The sequence below is a fragment of the Parvularcula lutaonensis genome, from assembly GCF_014651915.1.
Classification (GTDB): Bacteria; Pseudomonadota; Alphaproteobacteria; order Caulobacterales; family Parvularculaceae; genus Parvularcula; species Parvularcula lutaonensis.
In genome coordinates this window covers 1,322,028-1,344,474 of record NZ_BMXU01000001.1, presented here as the reverse complement: position 1 = coordinate 1,344,474, position 22,447 = coordinate 1,322,028, and the positions used below count along the sequence as shown (strand labels likewise).

Genomic DNA, 22,447 nt, shown 5'->3' with positions numbered 1-22,447 from the left:
ACGAGAACTTAGCGGAGAAGCCATGAGCTACGCAGTGATCAAGACGGGCGGTAAGCAATACCGCGTGAAAGCCGGCGACGTCATCGCCGTCGAAAAACTGGCCGGTGAAGCCGGCGACAAAATCAAACTCGACCAGGTTCTGATGGTCGGCGGCGACAAGGTCAAAATTGGCGCCCCCCTCGTCGATGGTGCCTCGGTCGAGGCGGAAATTCTCGAGCAGATGCGCGACAAGAAGATCATCGTCTTCAAGAAGCGCCGTCGCCAGAACTACCGCCGCAAGAAGGGTCACCGTCAGGAGCTGACGACCCTGAAAATCAACAGCATCAACGCGTAAGACGCGAGGGTATTGAGAGATGGCACACAAGAAAGCAGGCGGCTCGTCACGGAACGGTCGCGACTCCGCAGGCCGCCGCCTCGGCGTCAAGAAATATGGTGGTGAAGCCGTCGTCCCCGGCAACATCATCGTCCGCCAGCGTGGCACGAAAATCTTTCCGGGCGACAATGTTGGCCTTGGCAAGGACCACACGATCTTTGCCAAGATCGCAGGCCGCGTGAAGTTCCGCACGATCAAGGACGACCGCAAGGTCGTCTCCGTCGAGCCGGCGCAAGCCGCCGAGTAACGCTCTCCGGTCCGTCATCTCGGCCGGAGCGCAACCGCGCAAAGAGCCGGGACCCGTGGACCGGAAGCCGGGCGGCAGGCGCCGCGCTTGCATCGGAGCCGCTGGTCCCTGGGTCACGGATGAGCCTTTGGCCTTCCGGGATGACGAGGAAAGGACCATGCCGCACACCATACGAACGGAACGTTTGGTCCTTCGACCAGCAGGCCTGCGCGGTGCGCGGGCCTTTTGGCATGAGGTCCGCGGCTGGGACGTGCTCGGCAACACTAGCGCCTGGCCCTATCCGCTCAGCTACGCCCATACCGTCTTCATGCTCAGGAAGGCCTGGCTCGAGGATGAGGGCGCCTACGTTTTCTACCCGACACTCGCAGGCCGCCCCATCGGCTCGATCGGGCTTCACCGCCAGACCGAAAGCGTTTTCTCGCTCGGCTACATGCTTGGGCGGGAACACTGGGGGCGGGGCTACGCCACGGAGCTCGTTCGCGCCATGACCCGCTTTGGCTTCCGTCAGCTCCGTCTCGAGCAGATCACAGCCGACGTTGCGGTCTGGAACAGTGGCTCGCGGCGTGTGTTGCTGAAGAACGGCTTCCGTCCCACCGGGCGCACCTTTGCGGGTTACTCGCAGGCTCACCGCCGCGAGATCGCCCATGATAGCTTCGTCCTCGATCTGGTGGATATTCACTGATGAAATTTCTCGACCGTACAAAGATCTATGTGAAGGCTGGTGATGGCGGCAATGGCGCGCATTCCTTCAGACGCGAGAAGTATATTGAGTTCGGTGGCCCTGACGGCGGTGACGGCGGCAAGGGCGGTCACGTCATTGCGCGGGCTACGGACGACCTCAACACGCTGATCGACTACCGCTACCAACAGCATTTCAAGGCCCAGAACGGCAAGGGCGGGCAGGGCCGCCAGCGAACCGGCGCAGGCGGCGACGACGTGGTCATCCTCGTTCCCACCGGCACCGAGATCTACGAGGAAGACGAGGAAACCCTCATTGCCGATCTCGACCGTCCGGGTAAGGAAGTCCTCCTTGCCAAGGGCGGCAATGGCGGCTGGGGCAACCTCAGGTTCAAGTCGTCGACCAACCAGGCCCCGACCCGCGCCAATCCCGGCCATCCGGGGGAGGAGCGCACCGTCTGGCTGCGCCTCAAGCTGCTTGCGGATGTCGGCCTTGTCGGCCTGCCCAATGCGGGCAAGTCCACTTTCCTTTCCGTCGTTTCGGCGGCCAAGCCGAAGATCGCGGATTATCCGTTCACGACTCTTGTTCCCCAGCTGGGCGTCGTCCGCCTGGGGCCGGGGCAGAGCTTCGTCCTCGCGGATATCCCCGGCCTCATCGAGGGCGCCCATGAAGGCGCGGGAATCGGCGACCGGTTCCTCGGTCATGTGGAGCGCTGCGCGGCCCTGATCCATCTCGTCGATGCGGGTGCGGAGGATGTTGTCGCTAACTACAAGACCGTGCGCCGCGAACTCGAAGCCTATGGCCATGGCCTGACAGACAAGCCAGAAGTCCTCGTCCTCTCCAAGGCCGACACGGTTCCGCAGGATGAGTTGGAAGCAAAGCGCAAGGCCCTCGCCGAGGCCGCCGGCCGCGACGTCTACGTCATCTCCGCCGTCGCCCAAGAAGGCATCGACCCCGTGTTGAGAGAAGCCTGGGACAAGTGCAGCCACCTCAAGCCCTCCCAGGATGCTCCGGAGCCGGAGGAAGAGAGCGAGGACGACGGCTGGCAGCCCGAGCTTTGATCCGCCATCGTCCCGGTTTGGCCGGGGCTCGCCTTCCAAAGCCATGGGGAGCACTGTTGGGTTCCGGGCTCAGGCGTCGCCTGCCCCGGCATGACAGGACTCGGCGCGGGCGGCAGGGCCGTCGCATTCAGGAGCCGGGTGCCGCGGCGGGGCCGTGGAAAGCGCCTTGGCGTGGCCGACGGCCGGAGAGTGCGTCCCGGTTCTCCGATCGAGACGCCTACGTCTGAAAGTCAGTGTGCAGAGGCCCGCCTCAGACGGGCACTTCCGGCGAGAACTGCCCGTGTTTCCGGTAGCGGAACAGGTAGGTCGGCAGGATCGCGTCCAGTGTCTCCGGCTCGATCCCGAGATCGGCGAAGGTCTTTACGCCCTCACCCACGACGTTGTCCTTCCTGAGAAGCTTCACCTGATCGGCCGTGATCGGAGCTTCCACGAAGGGGAGCCTGCTTGCAAGGCTTCCCGCCGCGCCCATCGCTTCTGCCACCGGCCAAGGCACGGGCACCAGAAGGCGTCGGCGGTCGATGATCTTCAGCATCAGCTCGAGGCATTCCTTGAAGGTCAGGATTTCCGGCCCGCCAAGCTCGTAGATCTCGCCAGCGGGTGCTTCGCCGTCGATCAGTTTCACGATCGCATCGGCGACGTCGTCCACATAGACCGGCTGGAACCTTGTCTTGCCGCCCCCGATCAGGGGCAGGACAGGCGAGATTCGCGCCATGGCGGCGAACTTGTTGAAGAACTCGTCCTGCGGCCCGAACACGATTGACGGGCGGACGATCGAAGCGGCCGGCACGTTCCTACGCACAGCTTCCTCGCCCTCGCCCTTGGTCCGGGCGTAGTCACTGTCGGAGTCCTTGTCGGCGCCGATCGCCGAGACATGCACGAGGTTCGTGATGCCTTCTCGCGCGCATTCTTCGGCGACGAATTCCGCGCCCTTCGCCTGCACCGTGTCGAATTTCTGCTTCCCTTTCGGGGCGAGGATGCCGACCAGGTTCACGCAGGCGTCCGCGCCCGCCAGCGCATCGGCGACGGAGTGGCGGTAACGGATGTTCGACTGGAACAGGTGGATCTGCCCGACGACACCCATCGGCTGCAGGAACACCGCCTGGTGCGGATGGCGCACGGCGGCACGCACGCGGTGCCCGCGTTTTGCCAGCTCCCGCACCACATGCCGGCCCAGGAAGCCCGATGCTCCGAACACCGTCACCAGTTTCGCCATTTGGTCTTCTCCTCGAAGGGTCTTCTCGGCTCGCCCGATAGGGCATGGGAAGCCTTTTGCCCAGACCGCTCACATCTTTCTTGACGGCCTATCGGGTGAGAAGTTATGGCGCGCCTTCCTCACCAGCCCAGGTGGCGGAATTGGTAGACGCGCCAGCTTCAGGTGCTGGTGTCCGTATGGACGTGGAGGTTCGAGTCCTCTCCTGGGCACCATTTTCCTCTGGCCTGCCGCTTCGCGATTTGTGGCCGTGCGGCTCGAGGTCAGACCTTTCATCCGAACCAAGCAAATGGCCCGCTTCTGGCGGGCTTTTTTTGGCCAGCTCTGAGGTTCCCTCTCACTAGAACAGTGCGTTGAAGGAATACCTTCACTTCTCGCTCCCGGGGATGTACCGTGCGAACGGGCATTTTGGGGCATTCTCATGAACATGCGTCCGGCGGCGCTCTTTCTCGTCCTTGCGCCGTGGACGCCGCTGGCTGCCAAATGGGCCGAGGCGCGGTCGGAGAATTTCGTCTTCGCGGGACAGGTTTCAGAGGAGCAGGCGGTCCAGCTGGTCCGTGAGCTCGAGCTCTACCGCTTCGCGGTGCTGAGCCTTCTGCGGTATGACACCGGCCCCGAGGTCCATCCGGTCGAGGTCTTCGGAATCCGGGGGCAGCGCGGGATGGAGAAGCTCTCTGGCTCGCGCGGCATCGCAGGCGTCTATCGTCAGGCCACGGATGGCCCGGTCTTCCTTCTCGATACCCGCGATGGCCTCGATCCCGGTGAAGATTCCCGAAGCACGGCGCTTCACGAATTCGCCCACCACATCATCAACTCGAAGTCAGCCCAGTTCATTCCCCGCTGGTACAATGAGGGTTTCGCTGAATTCCTGTCGAGTTTTCGCGCGGACGGCGATGTGGTGACGCTCGGTACACCGCGGATCAGTTTCGCGAACAGCCTGCGCTATGGCGACTGGATGCCCTGGGAGGAGGTCTTCGGCGCAGTGGTGCGGTATCCGGACTGGTCGAGTTCGAGCCGGATATACTGGCCGGGATATTTCTACGGGCAGAGTTGGCTGGCCGTGCACTATATTCAGTTCACCCCGGAGATGAGCGGCAAGTTCGGCAACTACCTCGCGCTCATCAACAACCGGGTCGATGGTGTCGAGGCTTTCGAAAAAGGCTTCGAAATCACGCTCGACGCGTTCGAGAAGGACATCCGGCGCTACTTCAACCGCGACAACTACCCGATCACGCAGCTACGCTTCGCCGACAGCTTCCCGGAGCCGGACATTGCGGTCCGCACACTGACACCCGGCGAAACGCTGCGGGCCCAGCTCCGGGCGATGTCGGCTTTCGTGAGCGGTGCCGATGAGCGGCACCAGCGGTGGATGGAGCGCCAGCTGGAAAAGTCGTTGGCGCAGGACGGGAAAACGATGGAGGTCCTCGACGGCTACCTCGCCCTCAGCATGGCGCGCGACGACCATGACGCTGCCGTGGCCTGGGGCGAGGAAGCCCTGGCGCTCTATCCCGGCGAGCCAAGGGCGCTGCGGATTGCCGGCGATGCCCATTTCCACCGCTACCAGGCCGCCGCGGCGGATGATGAGAAAGAAGCCGACAGGCAGGACCTCATCAAGGCGCGCCGTCTGTTTGCGGAGCAACTCGCGGTCGACCCGAAGAACCCGACCGCCAATGCGCATTACGTCGAAACCTTCACACTGCTCGGTCACCGGCCCGACCAGCTCGCGATGGATGCGGCCGCGTTCAACATCTCGCTGCGGCGCAATGCTTCGTTCACGGACACGCACCTGACTGCTGCGGAGCTCTACCTGCTCGGCGGCTTCGCCGAAGCAGCCTGCGAGCGGGTCCGGCTGATCGAGCCGTGGCTGGTGCCGCCCCGGGACACCGATCCGGACCCGGTGAAGGAAGCCTGGGAAAAGTTCGAGGCCCGGCTGGACAAGGTGCGTGAGCAGCTTCCGGCAGGGTGCCTGGCTGCCTAGTAGCCCCGCTCGATGTCGATGTCGCTCCTCAGGGTCCCGTCGAGGAACCCAGGCAGTTTGTCCCTGAAGGCCGCGAGGGTGTCCTCTTCCCGCGTGACGCCTGAGACGTGGGATGTGACCACCACGTCCGGATGCTCCCAGGCCCAGTGATCCTCCGGCAGGGGTTCCTCAGCAAAGACATCGAGCACCGCCTTGCGCACCGCGCCCCTGGCAAGCGCCGAGCGGAGTGCGATTTCATCGACGGTGGCGCCGCGGCCGACATTGATGAAGAGGCCTGATTGCATCCGCCCAAGGACGTTCTCGCCGATCACCCCTTTCGTGCCGGGGGCTAAGGGCAGGGCGGCGATGGCGATGTCCGCGGCCTCGAAGGCTTCGAGCGGTGAAGTCCTTGTGAAGCCTCCCGCCGGTTTGCCGCTGCGGGAGTAGCCGATCACTTCCTTCGCCAGCGGCGCGATCGCCGTGGCCATGGCGCTACCGATCGCGCCGGTGCCGATGATCGCGACGCTCCGATCGAAGAGGAAATGCGGCTCGCCCTCGGATTGCGACCAGCGGTGGTCGCGCTGCATCGTGGCGCGCTTTGCGTGAAGCTGGAGATCGGCGAGGACATAGGAGAGACAATACTCGGCCATCTGACGGCCCATGGCTCCGACGGTCTTGGTGACGATCGGAAGGCGCCGCGCCCCCTTGAGCGCTGGCGCCATGTGATCGGCCCCCGCACCAGCGAGATGGATCCAGTCATAACCCGTGACATCCTCGTCCCCCGGCGGACGGAAGGCAATCAGGACGCGGGGCCCCTCCGCCCCTTCCGTCGGCCCTCGGACAACCTTGAGCGGCGCGTCCAGCGCTTCGAGGGATCGAACGAGGTTCTCCTCCTGCGCCTCATGCACCCTGACGGTAATCGTCGCGGTCACGTTCGCCTCCTCTTGCTCCTCCGCGCAATCACCCATAGGTGCCCGCGTCCCAGCCAGAAAGGACATTCCCTTGATCTTCGACACGATCGGCATCATCGGGGTGCTCTGCATCCTCGCGGCGTATTTCCTCCTCCAGACGGAGAAGATCCGCTCGGACGAGCTGCGCTATCCTGTGCTCAACCTCGTCGGCGCGGTGCTGATCCTGATCTCGCTCATCCACACGTTCAATCTCGCAAGCTTCGTGATCGAGATCTGCTGGATCGCGATTAGCCTCTACGGCATCGCCAAGATCCTGCGCTCCCGCCGCAGCGCCTGACCTGCGAACGCTTGACGAATAGGACGTTGAGCCCGACACCCCGCCGATCAGGAACGGAGATTTCGATGGCCATCAAGCACTACCGCGGCGACCTGCCCGAGGATTTCGACTGGTCAGGTGCGCGCGATGCTTCCGTGGCGGTGGACTCGGAGACCCTCGGCCTCAACCCGCACCGCGACAGGCTTTGCGTCGTGCAGCTCAGCCTCGGCGATGGCACGGCCCATCTCGTCCAGTTTGCGCCGGGCCAGTACGAAGCGCCGCGGCTAAAGGCGCTTCTCGCCGATGAGAATGTGACGAAGCTGTTCCACTTCGCCCGTTTCGACGTAGCGGTGATGAAGGCCTATCTCGGCGTCGATACCGCGCCGGTCTATTGCACCAAGATCGTCTCGAAGCTCGTGCGCACCTATACCGATCGGCATGGCCTCAAGGATCTCGTGCGGGAGTCGGTCGGCGTCGACCTCTCGAAGCAGCAGCAGTCCTCCGACTGGGGCGCCGATGACCTCACTGACGCGCAAAAGGCCTATGCTGCGTCGGATGTCCTCTATCTCCACGATGCCAAGGACTGGCTCGACGAGCGCCTGCGGCGCGAGGGGCGGGAAGAGATCGCGGAAGCCTGCTTCCGTTTCCTGCCGACGCGCGCCGATCTCGACCTCCTGGGCTGGTCCGAGACCGATATTTTCTCCCACAGCTAAGCAGGTTTTCACGGCCTGCCCAGCGATCACGTCTTTTATCCTTAAGTTTCACGTGCCATCTAAGGCGGTACAGTGTGACACGAGAGGAGCGGCGCAGGCGGCATGGCTGAGGAACTAAGCCAGCGAAACCAACAACCTGCGCTGAGCGACGTGGCAGCCCGCGTGAGCCGTCACACCGCCGTCGTCCGGCATCTGAGGCTTGCCGTTCCCGCTCTCGCCGTCGGGCTCATCATTACTTACGCCCTTTCGGCGACCCCGCCGCAGGTCGACCGCGAGTTCATCGACCAGTTCGCCGCCATCGAGGAAACCGAGGACGGCGTGAAGCTGGCCAAGCCGCGCTATGCCGGGGAAGACCTCGAAGGGCAGCCCTTCGAGATCGCGGCGAACAGCGCCACCCGTTCCGGCGACAATGACGAGCGCGTGGGGCTTGAATTGCCTGAGGCCAGGCGGGTCCGGCCCGATGGCCAGGCGACCCTCGTGCGTGCCAGGGACGGCCTCTACGACCAGACGGCCAAGCGCGTGGACCTCAGCAATGACGTCGAGCTTGAACAACAGGGCGCTTCGGGCAGCTTCATCCTCCGCACCGATGCTGCGACCATGGATATAGAGAACCAGGTCGTCAGCTCCGAAACAGAGGTGACCGGCGAAGGCAAGGGCGGCAAAGTCCGCGCTGATCGCGGCACGCTTTACCAGGGCGAGGACCGCATCGTGCTCGAAGGCGGCGTGAAGATTACCCTTGAGCCAGCCGAGGATGACGGCGAGGAGGACGCCTCCAACGCCGAAACCGACGGTAGCTAACGAAGGACGACAGCCCGCGTGCTCATTCGCGCTCTCATCATTGCCGGCCTCCTGTTCACGGCGGCCGAGGCCCAGACGGTCAGCTTCGACCCGAACAAGCCCACCGAGGTGGATGGCGACCGCGCCGAACTCCTCGGAGGCGGCGAGCATGTCATCCTCGAAGGCAATGTCTCGATCAGCCAGCCCGGCGTGATCCTGACCGCCGACCGCATGGACGTCTTCCGCGACGCCGATGGTGATCTGCAGCGCGTCGAGGCAGCGGGGCGCGTGCGCTACGCCGCCGTCACGGGTGACGCGATTGCCGGGGACCGCGCGATCTACTTCGCGACCGAGAACCGTCTGGTGGTCCAGGGCAATGTCGTGGTCCTCCAGCAGGGCCAGGTCGCAACGGCCGAAGAGTTGACCTACAACACTGAAACCGGCGCCATGGTGATGACCGGTGGCGATGGCCGCCGCGTCCGCGGGCTCCTCCAGCAGCAGGGCGAGAGCTGATGGAAGGCAGCGTCGCGTCGAAGCTCGAAGGCACGCCCGCTCCCGACACCACGACGGGGCTCGTGGCTGAGAACCTGCAGAAGTCCTATCGCCGCCGACGGGTTGTCCACCATGTCAATTTCCGGGTCTGCCGCGGCGAGGTCGTGGGTCTGCTCGGCCCCAATGGCGCGGGCAAGACCACCTGCTTCTACATGGTCATGGGCCTCGTGAAGGCCGATGGCGGCACGATTACCATCGACGGCTACGATGTCACGGGCCTGCCGATGTACCAGCGCGCACGGCTGGGCCTCGGCTATCTTCCGCAGGAGGCCTCGATCTTTCGCGGCCTGACGGTGGAGCAGAACATCGAGGCCGTGGCCGAGCTTGCCTGGCCCAACCGGGACAAGCGCAAGGCCGTGATCGAGGAATTGCTCGAAGAGTTCCACATCACCCATGTCAGGAATTCGATGGCGACGGCGCTCTCGGGCGGTGAGAGGCGGCGCCTGGAGATCGCGCGGGCCCTGGCCACCAGTCCCGACTACATGCTGCTGGACGAGCCCTTCGCAGGCATCGATCCGCTGGCCATCGCCGACATCAAGGCCCTGATTACCCAGCTCAAAGAGCGCGGGCTCGGTGTCCTGATCACGGACCACAATGTCAGGGATACCCTCGACATCATCGACCGGGCGAGCGTCATTCATGAAGGCCGCGTGCTGTTCGAAGGCCCGCCGGACGAGGTGATCTCGAACGAAGATGTCCGCCGAGTATACTTAGGGGAAACGTATAGCGGCTAGGGTCATCCCGTCCGGGTAGGGGGTGCCGGAGGCACCGCCCGGTCGGGGGACAGCTCCATGAGCATGACGGGCCGCTTAGAGGCACGGCAGAACCAGCAGCTGACGATGACGCCGCAACTTCAGCAGGCGATCAAGCTGTTGCAGCTGTCCAATCTCGAACTGCAGGAATATGTCGAGGAGCGCCTTCTCGAGAACCCGTTCCTCGAACGCAATGAGCAAGCCGACACCGACGCAGCAGGGTCGGACGCGACCAAGGGCGAGGCCGACAGCGGTCCCGCCGATGGCAGCGACGAGCCGCCCACGGTGCAGCGCGACCGCATCCGCGAGAACGCCTCTTCTGCCGGCTCAGGTGCGGGCAATGAGGACTATGACGCGGCCGCCAATGTGACCGTCGAGAAGAGCCTCACGGAAGTCCTCAATGAGCAATTGGTGATCGCCGTGCGCGATCCCGTCGATCAGGCCCTCGGACGGTACCTCATCGACCTGATCGAGGACTCCGGATATCTCGGCACGCCCCTTGACGTGGTGGCGGAACGCCTCGGCTGCCCGGTCTCCGAGGCGGAGAGGCTCCTCCATGTCATCCAGAAGTTCGAGCCAGCGGGTGTCGGCGCGCGGACCCTGAGCGAATGCCTGCGGTTGCAGCTTGAGGACCAGGGAATTCTCGAGCGCGGGATCAGTGCCCTTCTCGACAATCTCGATCTCGTTGGTGCGCGGAAGCTCAGTGAGCTGAAGAAGAAAACCGGCCTCGACGAGGAGGGTATCGCCTCGGCCCTCGACATCATCAGGAAGCTGAACCCGAAGCCGGGCCTCGCCTATGGCGGCGACCCGGTGCAGGTGGTCGTGCCGGACGTCTATGTCTCCGAGAACACCGACGGCGGCTGGAAGGTGGAGCTCAATGCGGCCACCCTGCCCAAGGTGATTGCCAACGAAGCTTACTATGCCGAGCTTTCGCGGGAGAAGCAGGGAGAGGAATCGAGAACCTTCCTGCAGGAGCAGATCAACGACGCCAACTGGCTCGTCCGCTCCCTTGACCAGCGTGCACGGACGATCCTGAAGGTTTCCAGCGAAATCGTGCGGTACCAGGACGGCTTCTTCGCCTATGGTATCCGCCACTTGCGGCCGCTCAACCTCAAGACGGTCGCCGAGGCGATCGGCATGCATGAAAGCACGGTGAGCCGGGTGACGTCGGGCAAGTACATGCACACGCCCCGCGGGGTCTTCGAGATGAAGTACTTTTTCACGGCCGCGATCCCGTCTTCGGGCGGAGAGGTCGAATATTCGGCCGAGAGCGTTCGCCATGTCATCAAGGATCTCATCGACAAGGAAGATCCGCTCAATCCGCTCAGCGACGACCAGCTTGTCGCGGCGCTCGCTGATCTCGACATCGCGATCGCGCGGCGCACGATTGCGAAATACCGCCAGAGCCTTGGCGTGCCTTCGTCCGTGGAACGAAAGCGCGCGGCGAAGTCCGCACTGTAAGGGATATCCCGAACACAGCCTCGATTGCTGGAACCCGCGGCGCGGGAGGCCTAAGTTCGTCTCACACGAACCGCTGCGTCAGAGCGAGGAGGTAATCATGGACGTCCAAATCACCGGCAAAGGCATTGATCTCGGAGAAGCTCTCCAGGAGCATGTGCGCGATAATGTCAGCGCCGGGGTCCACAAGTATTTCGACAGGGGCGCCGAAGCGACCGTCAATTTCGGCAAGGACGGCAACCGCTTCACCACTGAGGCGATGGTACACCTCGCATCAGGGGTCTTCCTGGCAGCCAACGGGAAGGGCGACGACGCCTATGCTGCCTTCGACGAGGCGATGGAGAAGCTCGAAAAGCGCGTCCGACGCTACAAACGCCGCCTGAAGGACCACCATTCGAAGGAACGCACCCCGCTGCCCGCGGAGATGGCGTCGAGCTATGTCCTGCGCAGCCCCAATGGCTTCGACCACAGCGAGGAAGTGGGCGACGACGCCCCGCTGGTGATCGCCGAGGCGGAAACCTCGGTGCGCTCGATGACTGTCACCGACGCGGTGATGCAGCTCGATGTGGGCGAAGCACCTGTCGTTGTCTTCAGGAACGCGAAAAATGGCGCTCTTTCCGTTGTGCACCGTCGCGAAGATGGCAATATCGGATGGGTAGAGGCCGCTGCAAAAGCGTAACCTTTGGTCACTTTCGCTTGCTCCCCCGTGCCGTTATGGGACCCGCGGATGGGAGCGGGCGCCGTTTGGCACGGCTCCCGCATGAGGGGCAACGACCGCCACGCGGGTTGCGTTGCCGTGGTACAGGCTAAGGTGCGCTCGCGAGGGCGCAGAATGTTATGACGAAATCTTTGCGTGGGCTGATCGAGCCCGAGGACGTCCATCTCGACGTCCCCGCAAACTGCAAGCGTTCGGTGCTGGAGCGCCTCGCAGGGCTGGCCGCGAGCCGTTTCGGACTCGACCGGGATGCCTTGCTCGAGAAGCTGATCCAGCGCGAGCGTCTCGGCTCGACAGGGGTCGGGCACGGAATCGCCATTCCGCATGCCCGGGCCGATGTGGATGAACTCCAGGGCATCGTGCTGCGGCTGAGGGACAAGGTCGACTTCGAAGCGATCGACAATGAGCCCGTGGATATCGTGTTCCTGCTGCTCGCTCCCGAAGCGGACAATGCAAGCCATCTCAAGGCGTTGTCCCGCGTTGCCAGGACCTTCCGGATGCCCGGCGTGGTGCGGGCGCTGCGCAGCGCCGATGACCCGGAAGTCGCCTATGCGGCACTCCTGTCCGAAAGCGATCAGGAAGCAGCCTGACGCTGCTTCCTCCATCCTGATTTTCTAAGGAAAGGCGACCTGTCGCCAGCGTCAGTGGACGCTGAACGGGGTCATTTCGTGCTGCCGTGCGGCAGCGAACGCGATCTCGCGATCGCTCATCAGCGCGATGCGGGATCCGTCATCGGCGTGAAGTGCGTAAAGAACACTGTCGTCGTCAAAAGCATAGGTCGCGTCGAGCTCGCGCTCGATGTCCTCGCGAACGTCCTTCGCTAGAACTTCCCGGACGTAACAAACACGACGATCAGTACTGTCAATCGAAGTCGTCATTTAGACTTCCTTTCTGCCACTACTATTCGACGCCGAGTTCCAGTTTTTACTGGATTTCTCGGTCCTAGGGTCGTCCGCGATCGGTGAACAAATTATTAAGAGATCGCTTCTGCCCCCGTGCCCCACGGGGAGATGATTGCCCTAGAAGTGCTAACATAACGCTCACAGGGCGCCGTTCAATGACGGTTATGTGACAAGCAGGAGAACCACGATCCCGAGAGCGATGCGGTAAATCACGAAGGGCGTGAAGGAGAACCGCTCTGAGGCCTTCAGGAACAGCGCGATCGCGGCCAGCGCGGCAAGGAACGAGAGCAGGGCGATCAGGCCTGCTGCCTTGAGGTTCTCGAGATTGCCCTCGCTGATGAGGTCATAGGCTGCATAAAGCCCCGAGGCGCCGATGGCCGGTATGGCCAGCAGCATCGAGAAGCGTGCGGCATCCCGGCGCTCGTAACCGAGAATCCGGCTGGCCGTGATCGTGATCCCGCTCCGCGATGTTCCGGGGATGAGAGCGAGGCACTGGGCAAGCCCGACCCAAAGCGCAGCCCCGAAGGTCGAGATGTCGCCATCCCTGGTCTGGGGCCGCTTGTCCGCCACCCAGAGAAGGATGCCGAAGCCGATGGAGGCCCAGGCGATGACCACCGGGCTGCGCAGGTGATCGTTGAGCCCTGTCAGCGCCACCAGCGTGCCAGCGATCAGGAACGGAATCGTTGCTATCGTGATGACCTCGAAAAGCCTGCGATCGCTCGAATTCCTGCGCAGGGCGAAATCGCCTGCGCCGACGAACAGCCGTCCGACATCGCGGCGGAAATAGAGGATCACCGCCGCCAGCGTGCCGACATGGGCGGCCACGTCGAGCATCGGGCCCTGGTCGGCAAAGCCGTCAATCAGCGCCGAGGGCAGGATCAGGTGCGCGGACGAGGAAACCGGGAGGAATTCCGTCACGCCCTGGATGATCGCCAGGATGACGAGCTGGAGAATGGTCATGCCGCCGCCGCTATCATGGAACGCTCTTCACTGCCCACAAAGGATCTTCTGTCTAGTATGAACACATTGGCAGTTGGTTACGGAGGGGGACGAAAGCGGTGGACGGCGCAAGGATCAGGATCATTCTCGGCGCGGCCCTGCTGCTTCTGGCTGCCGGCTGCGCCTCGGCGCCCAAGGGAGCCTATGTGTCGCCGGTCGACGGCACCGTGACCTCGAACTACGGTGCCCGGAAGCGCAATTTCCACGAGGGGATCGATGTTGCCGCTCCGCGCGGAACCGAGGTGCGGGCCGTCCAGAAAGGGCGGGTCATCTTCCGCGGAAGGAAGAAGCGCTATGGCCGTCTCGTCATCATCGACCACGGCAACGGCGTCGAGAGCTACTACGCCCATCTTTCAGGCTTCAACACGCGCGAAGGCCGCAGGGTGAAACGCGGTCAGAAGATCGGCCGGGTCGGCAAGTCCGGCCGCGCCTCGGGCCATCACCTGCATTTCGAGCTTCGCATCAATGGCCGCCCGGTCAATCCCGCAGGTGTGGTGCCGTTCTAGACATTCCCGACCCGGACGAAACGCAAGAGCCTGCCTATATCGTTCTTGGCATCCTTGTAACCGAGGTCGATCAGGGCACCGATGAAACCAGTCTCGAAGGTCAAATAGCTCGGTAGCACGTATGGCGCGCGCAGGCCTCCTATGGCGCCGAGGAGCGTCTTCACCGTGCGCGGGATCTCGTCGATATGCTCGCCTGCGATCTTGCGGACATCCTCCGACGGCCTGACCATAAGCGTATCGATCCGGCGGAGGTTCGTCTGCGCCCGCCGTTCCGGGATCATGATCTCGATCGTCCTGTTGATGCGCTCGAGGCGCTCCTGGTCTGCATCGAGATTATCGTTGAAGACGATGTCGAGGAGGTGGCCACCGAGGACACCGAGGGTGGGGTAATCATGCGTGCCCAGCATGTAGTTCGCGGGGTCATCGGGCGTGCCGTCGCGCGCGGCGATCAGGAAAAGCCTGTCACAGCCGAGGTGGATCGCGGGCGATAGCGGAGCGGTCTGGCGGATGGCGCCGTCACCGAACCATTCATCGCCGACCTTCCGGGCCTGGAACACGCCGGGCAGCGCCGAGGAGGCAATGATATGCTGGGGACCGATGATGGCACGCTCTCCCTTCCGTCGCGCACGGTTCCACGGAAGAATTGGCTGGGTCCCCTGGAAGAACGTCGTCGAAATGCCGGTCACATAGGACGAAGCCGTCACGGCGAGGGCGCGCAGGTGACCCTCGGCCACCATCCGGGTGATCCGTTGGCTGTCGATTTCGCGGTAGAGGAGATCCTTGAGCGGGTCGGCATCAAGCAGGGACTGGGGTGCTTTTGCGCCGGCCCAGCTGAACGCCATGGCAAGGCCCCAACGGCCGAGCCGTCCGAAGAGATGCGCAGGATCGGTGCGGTAGACCTGCGCGCAGCTGAGGCTGCGCCAGAGCCGCTCGAGCCGCGCGACCCCCTGTTGGAAATCATCCGCTCCCTCGGCGACCACCGCGGCATTGATGGCACCAACGGAAACGCCCGTGACCACCGGAAAGGGCAGGGGGCCGGGCAAGGCCTCCGCCAGGGCCTTCAGGATGCCCACCTGGTAAGCGCCGCGTGCGCCGCCGCCTGAAAGGACCAACCCAACCGTTGCCGCGTTCTCGCTCATGCCCCGCTCCTACCACGATGGTGGTTGGTGAAACCTATCCCAAACCCTGACCATTGCAGAATGCAGCGCGGAGAGATTTGACGTCCGGGCTGATCGGGGTATCGCAAAGGGTTCATGAGCGACATTCGTCCTGTTCTCCTGGTCATCGGCCTGTTCGTGGCAGCCCTCGGCGCCACGATGCTTATCCCTGTGCTGGTCGACTGGGCAGCGGAAGGGGATGCGGCGCGGGCCGACATGCTGGCCTTCCTTGCATCTTCCGTGATCTGCATGACCCTCGGCGCAGGTATGGCGGCAGGCGCCTGGGGCCGGGTGGAGACGATCACCACCCGGCAAGGCTTCCTCATCACCACGGCGAGCTGGGTGACGCTCGTCATTGCGGCCGCCTTGCCGCTTGCCCTCGGAGAGGGCAGGCTGTCGGTGACCGATGCCTTTTTCGAGGCCATGTCCGGCTTGACCACCACGGGATCGACCGTGGTCACGGGGCTCGACACGAGGCCTCCGGGCTTCTTGATATGGCGCTCGATGCTGCAGTGGATCGGCGGCATTGGTGTCATCATCATGGCGATCGCCATCCTGCCCTTCCTCTCGGTCGGAGGGATGCAGCTTTTCCGTCTCGAGAGCTCCGACAAGTCCGACAAGGTCCTTCCCGGCGCGGACGACCTCGCAGCGTCGATCTTTACCCTCTATGTCTCGATGACGGCGGCGTGCTTCTTCCTCTACTGGCTCTTCGGGATGAGCGCCTTCGATGCGGTCAACCATGCCATGACGACCGTCGCGACGGGCGGCTATTCGACCAAGGACAGCTCCTTCGCCTATTTCGTCTCGGCCGGGGTGGCGCGCGGGCCGATCGACGTCGTCGCGGTGGTGTTCATGATCCTCGGCTCGCTGCCTTTCGGTCTCTACATCCTCGCCCTGCGGGGCAAAGCGAGCGCGATCTTCTCGGACAGCCAGGTGAAGTTCTTCCTGTCCGCGGCGGTGGTCTTCACGGCCATCATCGCCTTCAGGATCATCTCGACCCTCGGCTATGACGTCTCGGGCGGGATCAGGACGGCAGCGTTCAACATCGTCTCGATCATGACCGGAACGGGCTATGCCAGCGCGAATTATAATGCATGGGGACCGTTCGCGCTCGGATTCTTCTTCTGCGTGATGTTCGTCGGCGGCTGCGCGGGCTCGACGTCCTGCGGGCTCAAGATCTTCCGTCTGCAGGTCGCGTTCTCCGCCGTGTCGGTCTACATCCAGAAACTCAGCCATCCTCACCGGGTGACGGTGGCGCGCTATAACGGTCGGGCGATCGATGAGAGCGTTTTCCGCTCGGTGCTGATCTTCTTCTTCATTTACTTCACGATCTTCGCGACGGTCGCCGTGGCCCTGTCGCTGTTCCAGCTCGATCCTGTGACGGCGCTGTCGGCGGCCGGCACGGCGATTGCCAATGTCGGCCCCGGCCTTGGCGACGTGGTCGGTCCGGCAGGGAATTTCGCGACGCTTCCTGCGGGAGCGAAGTGGATCCTGTCCGCAGCCATGCTGCTGGGACGGCTCGAACTCTTCACGGTGCTGGTGCTGTTCGTGCCGAGCTTCTGGGTGCGTTAGCCAGCCCGCTCGTCGGGCTGCTGGCCTTCGATCGAGTAGCCGGCAGAGCGCACCGTGCGGATCGGGTTCTTGTCGCCATGCTTGCCGAGAGCCTTCCGAAGGCGTCCGATATGGACATCCACGGTGCGTGCCTCGACGAAGACGTCCGACCCCCAGACCGCGTTGAGGAGCTGCTCGCGGCTGAAGACCCGGCCCGGATTCTGCATCAGGTGATCGAGAAGACGGAACTCGGTCGGGCCCAGGTGCACCTCTTCGCCATTGCGGCGTACACGGTGCGCCGTACGGTCGATCTCGATATCGCCGCAGGTCACGACATCCGACACGAGGGTCGGACGCAGGCGGCGCAGCACGGCACGGATCCGCGCCACGAGCTCTTCCATCGAGAAAGGCTTCACGACGTAATCGTCAGCGCCGGTATCAAGGCCTCGGATACGGTCGCTTTCCTCGGCGCGCGCGGTCAGCATGATAATGGGCAGGCCCTTGGTCTCGGGCTTCTGGCGCAGCTGGCGGCAGATCTCGATGCCGGAAACGCTCGGCAGCATCCAGTCGAGGACCACAAGGTCGGGCTTCTCCTCGTCGATCTTGAGCAGGGCCTCTTCGCCATCCTTCGCCGTGAGGACTTCGAAGTCCTCCTTGCCGAAGTTGTATTCCATCAGTGTGCGAAGCGACTCATCGTCTTCGACAATGAGGATGGTGGCAGCGGCCATGGCTCCTACTCCGCAGCGATCAGCGTGCTGGTCACGTCCGTCTTGATCCGGTCCGAGGTGAGTTCTTCGCCGGTGAGGGCATAGTGCACCCGCTCAGCGATGTTCGTGGCGTGATCGCCGATACGTTCGAAATTCTTGGCGACGAAGATAAGGTGCGTGCTTGTCGACGCAATGCCGGGGACGCGGTTCATCAGGGTCATCAGTTCGCTGAAGACCGAGTTATAGATATCGTCCACCTGGTCATCGGCATTGCGCACCGCGCGGGCGGCGTCGGCATTGCGGCGGAAGAGGGCATCGAGCGCTTCGGAAAACTGGCGCAGCGAGATGCGACCCATGCGGACAACGCCTGCATGCTTGGAATGCTCGCCGTCGTCGTCGGCCTCGGCAATGATGATCGAGCGGCGCGAGACGTTCTTCGCGAGGTCGCCGACGCGCTCCATCTCCGATGCAATGCGGACAGCGGCCATCATGCGGCGGATTTCGTTCTGGTCGCGGCGACGCTCATGGAAGAGATCGGCAACGAGATGTTCGATCTGGCGCTCATAGCGGTCGGTTTCGGCGTCGCGTTTGACCACGCCCCGGGCAAGGGACGCATCGCGCTGCTCGAACGCCGCCAGAGCATCCGTCAGCTGTTGCTCGACCAGCCCGCCCATGGTGGCGAGGGCGACATCGAGCTTTTCGATGCGGTCGGCTTGCTGTCTCAAGATGCCGAATGGCATAGTCCACACTCCTCTTGGCGCGCCCTGCTGCCCGATTTGTGTGACACAATCTTGTAGCTACGCCGGCTCGCCGAACTTTTTCGCTATTTTAAGCACGATTTGTGCCCGGACCCAGAGAATTAGTCTTGAGCGGGTGCTTCGGCTTCCGAGTGCACCTGCGGAGGGAAGTAGCAGGTGAAGGCCGCACCACGATTCTCCGCCGACTCGATCTGGATCCCGCCGCGGTGGCGCCCGACGATATGCTTGACGATGGCGAGGCCGAGGCCGGTGCCCTTCTTCGCGCTGCTGCGTTCGACGTCGATGCGGTAGAAGCGCTCGGTGACGCGGGGAAGGTCGTTGCGATCGATGCCTGGCCCCTCGTCACGGACCCGGATGAAGCGCAGGTCGTCGGGGCGGCAGCCGGCCCTGACGGCAATCTGCTCCGGGCTGTCGCCGCTGCGGTCGGCGTTCTCGAAAGCGAGGCTGGGGCCCCTGCCCACCGAGACGTGCACCTTGGTCGGTGTGCCGTCGGGGCGTTCGCCATATTTGAGGGCATTATCGACGAGGTTCTGCGCGACCTGGATGAGCTGGTCCCGGTCGCCGGTGATCCGCGCAGGGCCATCGAGCGGGCCGGGGACCATCTCGGCGCCGGCGTTCTTCGCCACCGGGTCCATCATCTCGCAGACGGTCTCAGCCACCTCGCGGAGGTCGACCACGTCTTCCGGCAGGCGGCGCTCATTGAGTTCGAGGGCCGAGAGGCTGACGAGGTCCTTCACGAGGCGAAGCATTCGCTCTGTTTGGGCCTGCATGATCTTGAGGAAGCGCTCGCGGGCGTCCGGGTCGTCCTTGGCGTGGCCCTGAAGGGTCTCGATGAAGCCGAGGATCGAAGTCAGCGGCGTGCGCAGCTCATGGCCGGCATTGGCGATGAAGTCCGTTCGCATGCGTTCGAGTTTGCGCTGTTCCGTCCGGTCACGGACCATGATGAGCATCTCGCCGTCGGTGCCGCTGTGCTCGGGGTCGAGTGGGACAACGTAGAACAGGGCCGAGAGCTCCTGTGCCCCTCCGGCCATGGTGAACTCGGCTTCCTTGGCGAGGTTGTCGTGCCGGGCCTCGCGCAGGGCGCCGAGGGCACTGGGTGCGCGGATGAGACTTGCGATATGGCTTCCGTCGATGGCCTGGCCGAAGACCCGCGAGCAGGCGGCGTTGGCAAGCTCGATCCGGTCTTGCCCATCGAGCAGCATGACCGGCTGGGGCAGGGAGTCGAGCAGCATCGAGTAACGCTGCAGGCGCCGGACCTCTTCGCTTTCCTCCTCGGTCAGCGCCTGGAACATCTCGCCGGGGCGGGGAACCACATATCGGATGACAAGGGTGACGAAGGTGATGCCGCCGACCAGCAGCGCGCCTTCGAGCGGCACCAACCCCAGGACGAGAGCGAGGCTGAGGGCAAGAAACACCACGCCCGCAGCGACGGCGAGATCGCCGAGCGCGCGCGGCTTCCTGCGCATTTCTGCAGCGGAAGGCTTCACATCGTCCTTGTTGGCCTGCACGTCCATCGGCAGGCTTGTAGGGCTTTGGCGCTGCAACGCCACCCTTGTTCCGATTTGCTAGAGAGAGACGGGAATTCCCCCTATGACCCAACCCGCTTTCGCCAAGACGAAGATCCTCGCCACCTTGGGTCCTGCATCGAGTGCGCCGCACCGCATCGAAGCCATGATCCGCGCCGGGGCCTCCGCCTTCCGAATGAACTTCAGCCATGGCAGCCATGACGACCACAAGGAGCGGTTCGAGGCCGTGCGCGCCGCCGCCGACAAGGTCGGCAGGCAGGTCGCGATCGTCTCTGACCTGCAAGGGCCGAAGCTTCGTGTCGGAAAGCTGTCTGGAGGCGCGCTGAACCTCTCCTATGACCAGGAATACGAGGCGAAGCTCGGTGAGACCGCCGAAGAGGGCGTGATCCCCATTCCGCACCAGGAGCTGTTCGACGCCCTGCAGGAAGGCGACGTGGTGATGATGAATGACGGCGCCTTCCGCTTCGTCGTCACCGAGGCCGGGAAGGACCGCATGGTCCTGAAATGCGAGGTGCCGGGCAAGCTGACCGACAACAAGGGCATCAATATCCCCGGCCGCAGGCTGCCGCTGAAGGCCCTGACTGACAAGGACGCCGCGGACCTCGATTTCGCGATCTCGCAGGGCACGGATTACGTCGCCCTCAGCTTTGTCCAGACGGCAGACGATCTGCGCGAGGCGCGGGCGCGGATGGGTGACAGCAAAGCCAAGCTGATTGCCAAGATCGAGAAGCCGGGCGCAATGAACGAGCTCGAAGCTATCGTCGCCGAAGCCGACGCGCTGATGGTCGCGCGGGGCGATCTCGGCGTCGAGCTGCCACTTGAGATGGTGCCGCGGGCACAGCGCACGATCATCCGCATGGCGCGTAATGCCGGAAAGCCGGTGATCGTTGCGACCCAGATGCTGGAAAGCATGATCGACTCGCCAACCCCGACCCGAGCGGAAGCCTCCGATACCGCTGCCGCCGCCTATCTTGGCGCTGACGCGGTGATGCTCAGTGCAGAAACCGCTGTCGGCCGCCATCCTGAAGCGGCGATCGCGATCATGAGCCGGATCCTCAAGGCCGTCTCGGAGGACGAGGGCGCGCAGGCGGAAATCAAGGCTGCGGCGGAGACCAGGGCGCCCGAGAGCGATAGCGAAGTGATCGCTGCAGCGGCGGCCTGGGCGGCGGAGAAGTCCGGGGCGGGTGCGATCATCGCCGCGACGCTTTCGGGAGGCACGGCCTACGCGGTGGCCCGGAACAGGCCGCCGGTGCCGATCCTGTCCATCACGTCGAATGCCCAATCGGCACGGCAGATGGCCCTCGCCTGGGGCGTGAAGCCCGTCCTGACCGACCGCGACGAGAGTTTCGAGGAACTCTCCGCCAAGGCGGCAAGCGTGGCGCGGGAGCAGCTCGATATTTCCGACGAAGGACGCGTGGTGCTGATTGCCGGCATTCCGTCGGGCGTGAAGGGCGGGACCAACACGATGAAGCTTATCAAGCTGGGGAAAAACTGAGATGACAAGCCAGGCCGAACGGATTGACGAGCTCCTTTCTTCCGTACCCGTTATGCCGGTCCTCGTCATCGAGGACGAGGCGGACGCCCTGCCGCTGGCCGATGCGCTGGTGGCTGGCGGCATCCATGCGGTGGAGATCACGCTGCGCACGCCAGCGGCGCTGCCTGCGGTCAAGGCGATCGCGACCGAGCGCAAGGACATAATTATCGGTACGGGGACGGTCCTTACAGAGAAGGACCTCATGAATTCGATCGACGCGGGCGCGCAATTCTGCGTCAGTCCGGGCCTCACCACGATCCTCGCCACCGCAGCGGGACAACATATGGACAGATGCCCGCTCCTGCCCGGTGTGGCTACGGCGTCCGAAGCAATGCGTGCCGAGGAAGCAGGCTTCGAGCGGCTGAAGTTCTTCCCCGCAGAGCCGGCGGGCGGTGCGCCTTATCTCGCAAGCCTTGCGGGACCTTTGCCGCGGCTCAAATTCTGTCCCACCGGCTCGATCACGCCGGACAAGGCGCCAGCCTACAAGAAGCTCAAGAACGTCTTCACCGTAGGCGGATCATGGCTGACGCCGAAGGACCTTCTCAAGGCAAAGGACTGGGCCGGCGTCGAGGCGCTGGCGCGGGAAGCGGCAGCGCTTTGAGCAGCGATCTAACGGAGATGGACCTTAAGTGCATTGAAGACGTGCACGAGCACGGTTGGCAGGCGCTTTCGGTCTCGGGCGATCAAAATGGCCCCGGCTTCACATATTCCATCGGATGGCCCGTCACTGTCAACCAACCGGACGTGCTTGTCTTCGGCTTGCCTTCGGAGCTTGCCCACGCGCTGTTGTCGGATTTATTCTCAAGGCTGAAGAATGGGTTGAAGCTTTCTCACGGCGACTGCATAGCCGAGCTCATCAAGGGCTATGACTGCGCGTTTCGCGAAATCCATCCCTCTCGATATGCCGGACACGTCAATTACTCGCTCTGGTATTGCAAGTGGGCGGGCTTGGAACGATCAACCTACCGGGCCATGCAAATGTTCTGGCCTGAGAAAGGGACGGGCTTCTTCCCGTGGGAAGACGGAAGTGGCGATGCGATCACTGCCGCCCAGCCTGACCATTCGCAGGCACGCTGCAACTGATGG

Annotated in this window: 26 protein-coding genes and 1 tRNA gene; 19 read left to right on the top strand and 8 right to left on the bottom strand. The window is 63.6% G+C overall.

Annotated elements, in window-relative coordinates; all coding sequences use genetic code 11:
• Window positions 1-22 precede the first annotated feature (22 nt).
• From rplU to obgE, 4 genes are all read left to right on the top strand, one after another.
• Window positions 23-334: a 50S ribosomal protein L21 gene (gene rplU, locus IE053_RS06535; RefSeq protein WP_189573581.1), complete on the top strand. Its 312-nt coding sequence runs from the start codon at window positions 23-25 to the stop codon at window positions 332-334.
• 19 nt (window positions 335-353) lie between these two features.
• Window positions 354-620, top strand: coding sequence for a 50S ribosomal protein L27 (gene rpmA / locus IE053_RS06530; RefSeq protein WP_189573579.1), 267 nt, complete (start codon window positions 354-356; stop codon window positions 618-620).
• A gap of 157 nt (window positions 621-777) precedes the next feature.
• A complete protein-coding gene (locus IE053_RS06525) occupies window positions 778-1,302 on the top strand; it encodes a GNAT family N-acetyltransferase (protein WP_189573577.1) in 525 nt (174 codons plus the stop codon).
• Window positions 1,302-2,360, top strand: coding sequence for a GTPase ObgE (gene obgE, locus IE053_RS06520; protein WP_189573575.1), 1,059 nt, complete (start codon window positions 1,302-1,304; stop codon window positions 2,358-2,360). Before IE053_RS06525 ends, obgE begins: the two co-directional genes overlap by 1 nt.
• Window positions 2,361-2,610: 250 nt before the next feature.
• Here obgE and IE053_RS06515 read toward each other — a convergent pair whose 3' ends face one another.
• Entirely contained in the window at window positions 2,611-3,573 is a 963-nt protein-coding gene (locus IE053_RS06515; RefSeq protein ID WP_189573573.1) for a complex I NDUFA9 subunit family protein, read from the bottom strand.
• Window positions 3,574-3,698: 125 nt separating this feature from the next.
• Here IE053_RS06515 and IE053_RS06510 point away from each other — a divergent pair.
• Both IE053_RS06510 and IE053_RS06505 read left to right on the top strand, forming a co-directional pair.
• Window positions 3,699-3,785: transfer RNA gene (locus IE053_RS06510), tRNA-Leu, on the top strand.
• Between the two features lie 206 nt (window positions 3,786-3,991).
• Window positions 3,992-5,548, top strand: coding sequence for a hypothetical protein (locus tag IE053_RS06505; protein ID WP_189573568.1), 1,557 nt, complete (start codon window positions 3,992-3,994; stop codon window positions 5,546-5,548).
• Here the strand turns inward: IE053_RS06505 and IE053_RS06500 are convergent.
• Window positions 5,545-6,459: an NAD(P)-dependent oxidoreductase gene (locus IE053_RS06500; RefSeq protein ID WP_229786080.1), complete on the bottom strand. Its 915-nt coding sequence runs from the start codon at window positions 6,457-6,459 to the stop codon at window positions 5,545-5,547. The genes IE053_RS06505 and IE053_RS06500 overlap by 4 nt on opposite strands.
• Before the next feature lie 70 nt (window positions 6,460-6,529).
• On the opposite strand from IE053_RS06500, the gene IE053_RS06495 reads away from it, so the two are divergent.
• The 8 genes from IE053_RS06495 (at window position 6,530) to IE053_RS06460 (ending at window position 12,311) form a co-directional block, all read left to right on the top strand.
• A complete protein-coding gene (locus IE053_RS06495; RefSeq protein WP_229786079.1) occupies window positions 6,530-6,775 on the top strand; it encodes a CBU_0592 family membrane protein in 246 nt (81 codons plus the stop codon).
• A gap of 65 nt (window positions 6,776-6,840) precedes the next feature.
• The gene (locus tag IE053_RS06490; RefSeq protein WP_189573563.1) at window positions 6,841-7,467 is read left to right on the top strand and encodes a ribonuclease D; all 627 of its coding nucleotides are present in this window, start codon (window positions 6,841-6,843) and stop codon (window positions 7,465-7,467) included.
• Window positions 7,468-7,569: 102 nt separating this feature from the next.
• Window positions 7,570-8,265 (top strand): LPS export ABC transporter periplasmic protein LptC, encoded by a 696-nt coding sequence (lptC, locus tag IE053_RS06485; protein ID WP_189573560.1) that lies wholly within the window; start codon window positions 7,570-7,572, stop codon window positions 8,263-8,265.
• Between the two features lie 18 nt (window positions 8,266-8,283).
• Window positions 8,284-8,757, top strand: coding sequence for an LptA/OstA family protein (locus tag IE053_RS06480; RefSeq protein WP_189573558.1), 474 nt, complete (start codon window positions 8,284-8,286; stop codon window positions 8,755-8,757).
• Entirely contained in the window at window positions 8,757-9,530 is a 774-nt protein-coding gene (gene lptB / locus IE053_RS06475; protein ID WP_189573555.1) for an LPS export ABC transporter ATP-binding protein, read from the top strand. The genes IE053_RS06480 and lptB overlap by 1 nt, the downstream gene beginning before the upstream one ends.
• 57 nt (window positions 9,531-9,587) lie before the next feature.
• Window positions 9,588-11,009 carry an RNA polymerase factor sigma-54 gene (gene rpoN, locus IE053_RS06470; RefSeq protein ID WP_189573553.1) on the top strand — a complete coding sequence of 474 codons (1,422 nt, stop codon included), beginning with the start codon at window positions 9,588-9,590 and terminating at the stop codon, window positions 11,007-11,009.
• 97 nt (window positions 11,010-11,106) lie between these two features.
• Window positions 11,107-11,685, top strand: coding sequence for a ribosome hibernation-promoting factor, HPF/YfiA family (gene hpf, locus IE053_RS06465; RefSeq protein ID WP_189573550.1), 579 nt, complete (start codon window positions 11,107-11,109; stop codon window positions 11,683-11,685).
• Window positions 11,686-11,843: 158 nt separating this feature from the next.
• Window positions 11,844-12,311, top strand: a complete 468-nt coding sequence (locus IE053_RS06460) for a PTS sugar transporter subunit IIA (protein ID WP_189573548.1) — start codon at window positions 11,844-11,846, stop codon at window positions 12,309-12,311.
• Window positions 12,312-12,362: 51 nt separating this feature from the next.
• Here the strand turns inward: IE053_RS06460 and IE053_RS06455 are convergent, their stop codons facing one another.
• Both IE053_RS06455 and IE053_RS06450 read right to left on the bottom strand, forming a co-directional pair.
• On the bottom strand, window positions 12,363-12,599 hold the full coding sequence (locus tag IE053_RS06455) for a DUF1150 family protein (RefSeq protein WP_189573545.1): 237 nt from the start codon (window positions 12,597-12,599) through the stop codon (window positions 12,363-12,365).
• 186 nt (window positions 12,600-12,785) lie between these two features.
• On the bottom strand, window positions 12,786-13,583 hold the full coding sequence (locus tag IE053_RS06450; RefSeq protein WP_189573542.1) for an undecaprenyl-diphosphate phosphatase: 798 nt from the start codon (window positions 13,581-13,583) through the stop codon (window positions 12,786-12,788).
• Between the two features lie 98 nt (window positions 13,584-13,681).
• On the opposite strand from IE053_RS06450, the gene IE053_RS06445 reads away from it, so the two are divergent.
• On the top strand, window positions 13,682-14,128 hold the full coding sequence (locus IE053_RS06445) for a M23 family metallopeptidase (RefSeq protein WP_189573539.1): 447 nt from the start codon (window positions 13,682-13,684) through the stop codon (window positions 14,126-14,128).
• Here the strand turns inward: IE053_RS06445 and IE053_RS06440 are convergent.
• Entirely contained in the window at window positions 14,125-15,267 is a 1,143-nt protein-coding gene (locus IE053_RS06440; RefSeq protein WP_189573536.1) for a patatin-like phospholipase family protein, read from the bottom strand. The two genes, IE053_RS06445 and IE053_RS06440, sit on opposite strands and share 4 nt — an antisense overlap.
• A gap of 114 nt (window positions 15,268-15,381) precedes the next feature.
• Between IE053_RS06440 and IE053_RS06435 the strand changes: the two genes are divergently transcribed.
• On the top strand, window positions 15,382-16,857 hold the full coding sequence (locus IE053_RS06435; RefSeq protein ID WP_189573533.1) for a TrkH family potassium uptake protein: 1,476 nt from the start codon (window positions 15,382-15,384) through the stop codon (window positions 16,855-16,857).
• Here the strand turns inward: IE053_RS06435 and phoB are convergent.
• From phoB to IE053_RS06420, 3 genes are all read right to left on the bottom strand, one after another.
• Window positions 16,854-17,564, bottom strand: coding sequence for a phosphate regulon transcriptional regulator PhoB (gene phoB / locus IE053_RS06430; protein WP_189573530.1), 711 nt, complete (start codon window positions 17,562-17,564; stop codon window positions 16,854-16,856). The genes IE053_RS06435 and phoB overlap by 4 nt on opposite strands.
• Before the next feature lie 5 nt (window positions 17,565-17,569).
• Window positions 17,570-18,283: a phosphate signaling complex protein PhoU gene (phoU, locus tag IE053_RS06425; protein WP_189573527.1), complete on the bottom strand. Its 714-nt coding sequence runs from the start codon at window positions 18,281-18,283 to the stop codon at window positions 17,570-17,572.
• A 119-nt stretch (window positions 18,284-18,402) separates the two neighbouring features.
• A complete protein-coding gene (locus IE053_RS06420) occupies window positions 18,403-19,851 on the bottom strand; it encodes an ATP-binding protein (RefSeq protein ID WP_189573525.1) in 1,449 nt (482 codons plus the stop codon).
• Window positions 19,852-19,891: 40 nt separating this feature from the next.
• Here IE053_RS06420 and pyk point away from each other — a divergent pair, with 40 nt between their 5' ends.
• Genes pyk through IE053_RS06405 form a run of 3 tightly spaced genes read left to right on the top strand, consistent with a single transcriptional unit; the run spans window position 19,892 to window position 22,444 of the window.
• A complete protein-coding gene (pyk, locus tag IE053_RS06415) occupies window positions 19,892-21,322 on the top strand; it encodes a pyruvate kinase (RefSeq protein WP_189573523.1) in 1,431 nt (476 codons plus the stop codon).
• A gap of 1 nt (window position 21,323) precedes the next feature.
• Window positions 21,324-21,962 carry a bifunctional 4-hydroxy-2-oxoglutarate aldolase/2-dehydro-3-deoxy-phosphogluconate aldolase gene (eda, locus tag IE053_RS06410; protein ID WP_189573522.1) on the top strand — a complete coding sequence of 213 codons (639 nt, stop codon included), beginning with the start codon at window positions 21,324-21,326 and terminating at the stop codon, window positions 21,960-21,962.
• On the top strand, window positions 21,881-22,444 hold the full coding sequence (locus IE053_RS06405; protein ID WP_229786078.1) for a DUF4262 domain-containing protein: 564 nt from the start codon (window positions 21,881-21,883) through the stop codon (window positions 22,442-22,444). The genes eda and IE053_RS06405 overlap by 82 nt, the downstream gene beginning before the upstream one ends.
• Window positions 22,445-22,447: the final 3 nt, after the last annotated feature.

What these genes read in the sequence shown, in the direction of transcription:
- IE053_RS06405 (WP_229786078.1), top strand. Translation starts at nt 21,881, where the DNA reads ATGGCTGACGCCGAAGGACCTTCTCAAGGCAAAGGACTGGGCCGGCGT.
- IE053_RS06515 (WP_189573573.1), bottom strand. Translation starts at nt 3,573, where the DNA reads ATGGCGAAACTGGTGACGGTGTTCGGAGCATCGGGCTTCCTGGGCCGG.
- IE053_RS06460 (WP_189573548.1), top strand. Translation starts at nt 11,844, where the DNA reads ATGACGAAATCTTTGCGTGGGCTGATCGAGCCCGAGGACGTCCATCTC.
- rplU (WP_189573581.1), top strand. Translation starts at nt 23, where the DNA reads ATGAGCTACGCAGTGATCAAGACGGGCGGTAAGCAATACCGCGTGAAA.
- IE053_RS06490 (WP_189573563.1), top strand. Translation starts at nt 6,841, where the DNA reads ATGGCCATCAAGCACTACCGCGGCGACCTGCCCGAGGATTTCGACTGG.
- obgE (WP_189573575.1), top strand. Translation starts at nt 1,302, where the DNA reads ATGAAATTTCTCGACCGTACAAAGATCTATGTGAAGGCTGGTGATGGC.
- IE053_RS06435 (WP_189573533.1), top strand. Translation starts at nt 15,382, where the DNA reads ATGAGCGACATTCGTCCTGTTCTCCTGGTCATCGGCCTGTTCGTGGCA.
- phoU (WP_189573527.1), bottom strand. Translation starts at nt 18,283, where the DNA reads ATGCCATTCGGCATCTTGAGACAGCAAGCCGACCGCATCGAAAAGCTC.
- lptB (WP_189573555.1), top strand. Translation starts at nt 8,757, where the DNA reads ATGGAAGGCAGCGTCGCGTCGAAGCTCGAAGGCACGCCCGCTCCCGAC.
- hpf (WP_189573550.1), top strand. Translation starts at nt 11,107, where the DNA reads ATGGACGTCCAAATCACCGGCAAAGGCATTGATCTCGGAGAAGCTCTC.
- rpoN (WP_189573553.1), top strand. Translation starts at nt 9,588, where the DNA reads ATGAGCATGACGGGCCGCTTAGAGGCACGGCAGAACCAGCAGCTGACG.
- IE053_RS06455 (WP_189573545.1), bottom strand. Translation starts at nt 12,599, where the DNA reads ATGACGACTTCGATTGACAGTACTGATCGTCGTGTTTGTTACGTCCGG.
- IE053_RS06525 (WP_189573577.1), top strand. Translation starts at nt 778, where the DNA reads ATGCCGCACACCATACGAACGGAACGTTTGGTCCTTCGACCAGCAGGC.
- IE053_RS06440 (WP_189573536.1), bottom strand. Translation starts at nt 15,267, where the DNA reads ATGAGCGAGAACGCGGCAACGGTTGGGTTGGTCCTTTCAGGCGGCGGC.
- lptC (WP_189573560.1), top strand. Translation starts at nt 7,570, where the DNA reads ATGGCTGAGGAACTAAGCCAGCGAAACCAACAACCTGCGCTGAGCGAC.
- IE053_RS06450 (WP_189573542.1), bottom strand. Translation starts at nt 13,583, where the DNA reads ATGACCATTCTCCAGCTCGTCATCCTGGCGATCATCCAGGGCGTGACG.
- phoB (WP_189573530.1), bottom strand. Translation starts at nt 17,564, where the DNA reads ATGGCCGCTGCCACCATCCTCATTGTCGAAGACGATGAGTCGCTTCGC.
- pyk (WP_189573523.1), top strand. Translation starts at nt 19,892, where the DNA reads ATGACCCAACCCGCTTTCGCCAAGACGAAGATCCTCGCCACCTTGGGT.
- rpmA (WP_189573579.1), top strand. Translation starts at nt 354, where the DNA reads ATGGCACACAAGAAAGCAGGCGGCTCGTCACGGAACGGTCGCGACTCC.
- IE053_RS06505 (WP_189573568.1), top strand. Translation starts at nt 3,992, where the DNA reads ATGAACATGCGTCCGGCGGCGCTCTTTCTCGTCCTTGCGCCGTGGACG.
- eda (WP_189573522.1), top strand. Translation starts at nt 21,324, where the DNA reads ATGACAAGCCAGGCCGAACGGATTGACGAGCTCCTTTCTTCCGTACCC.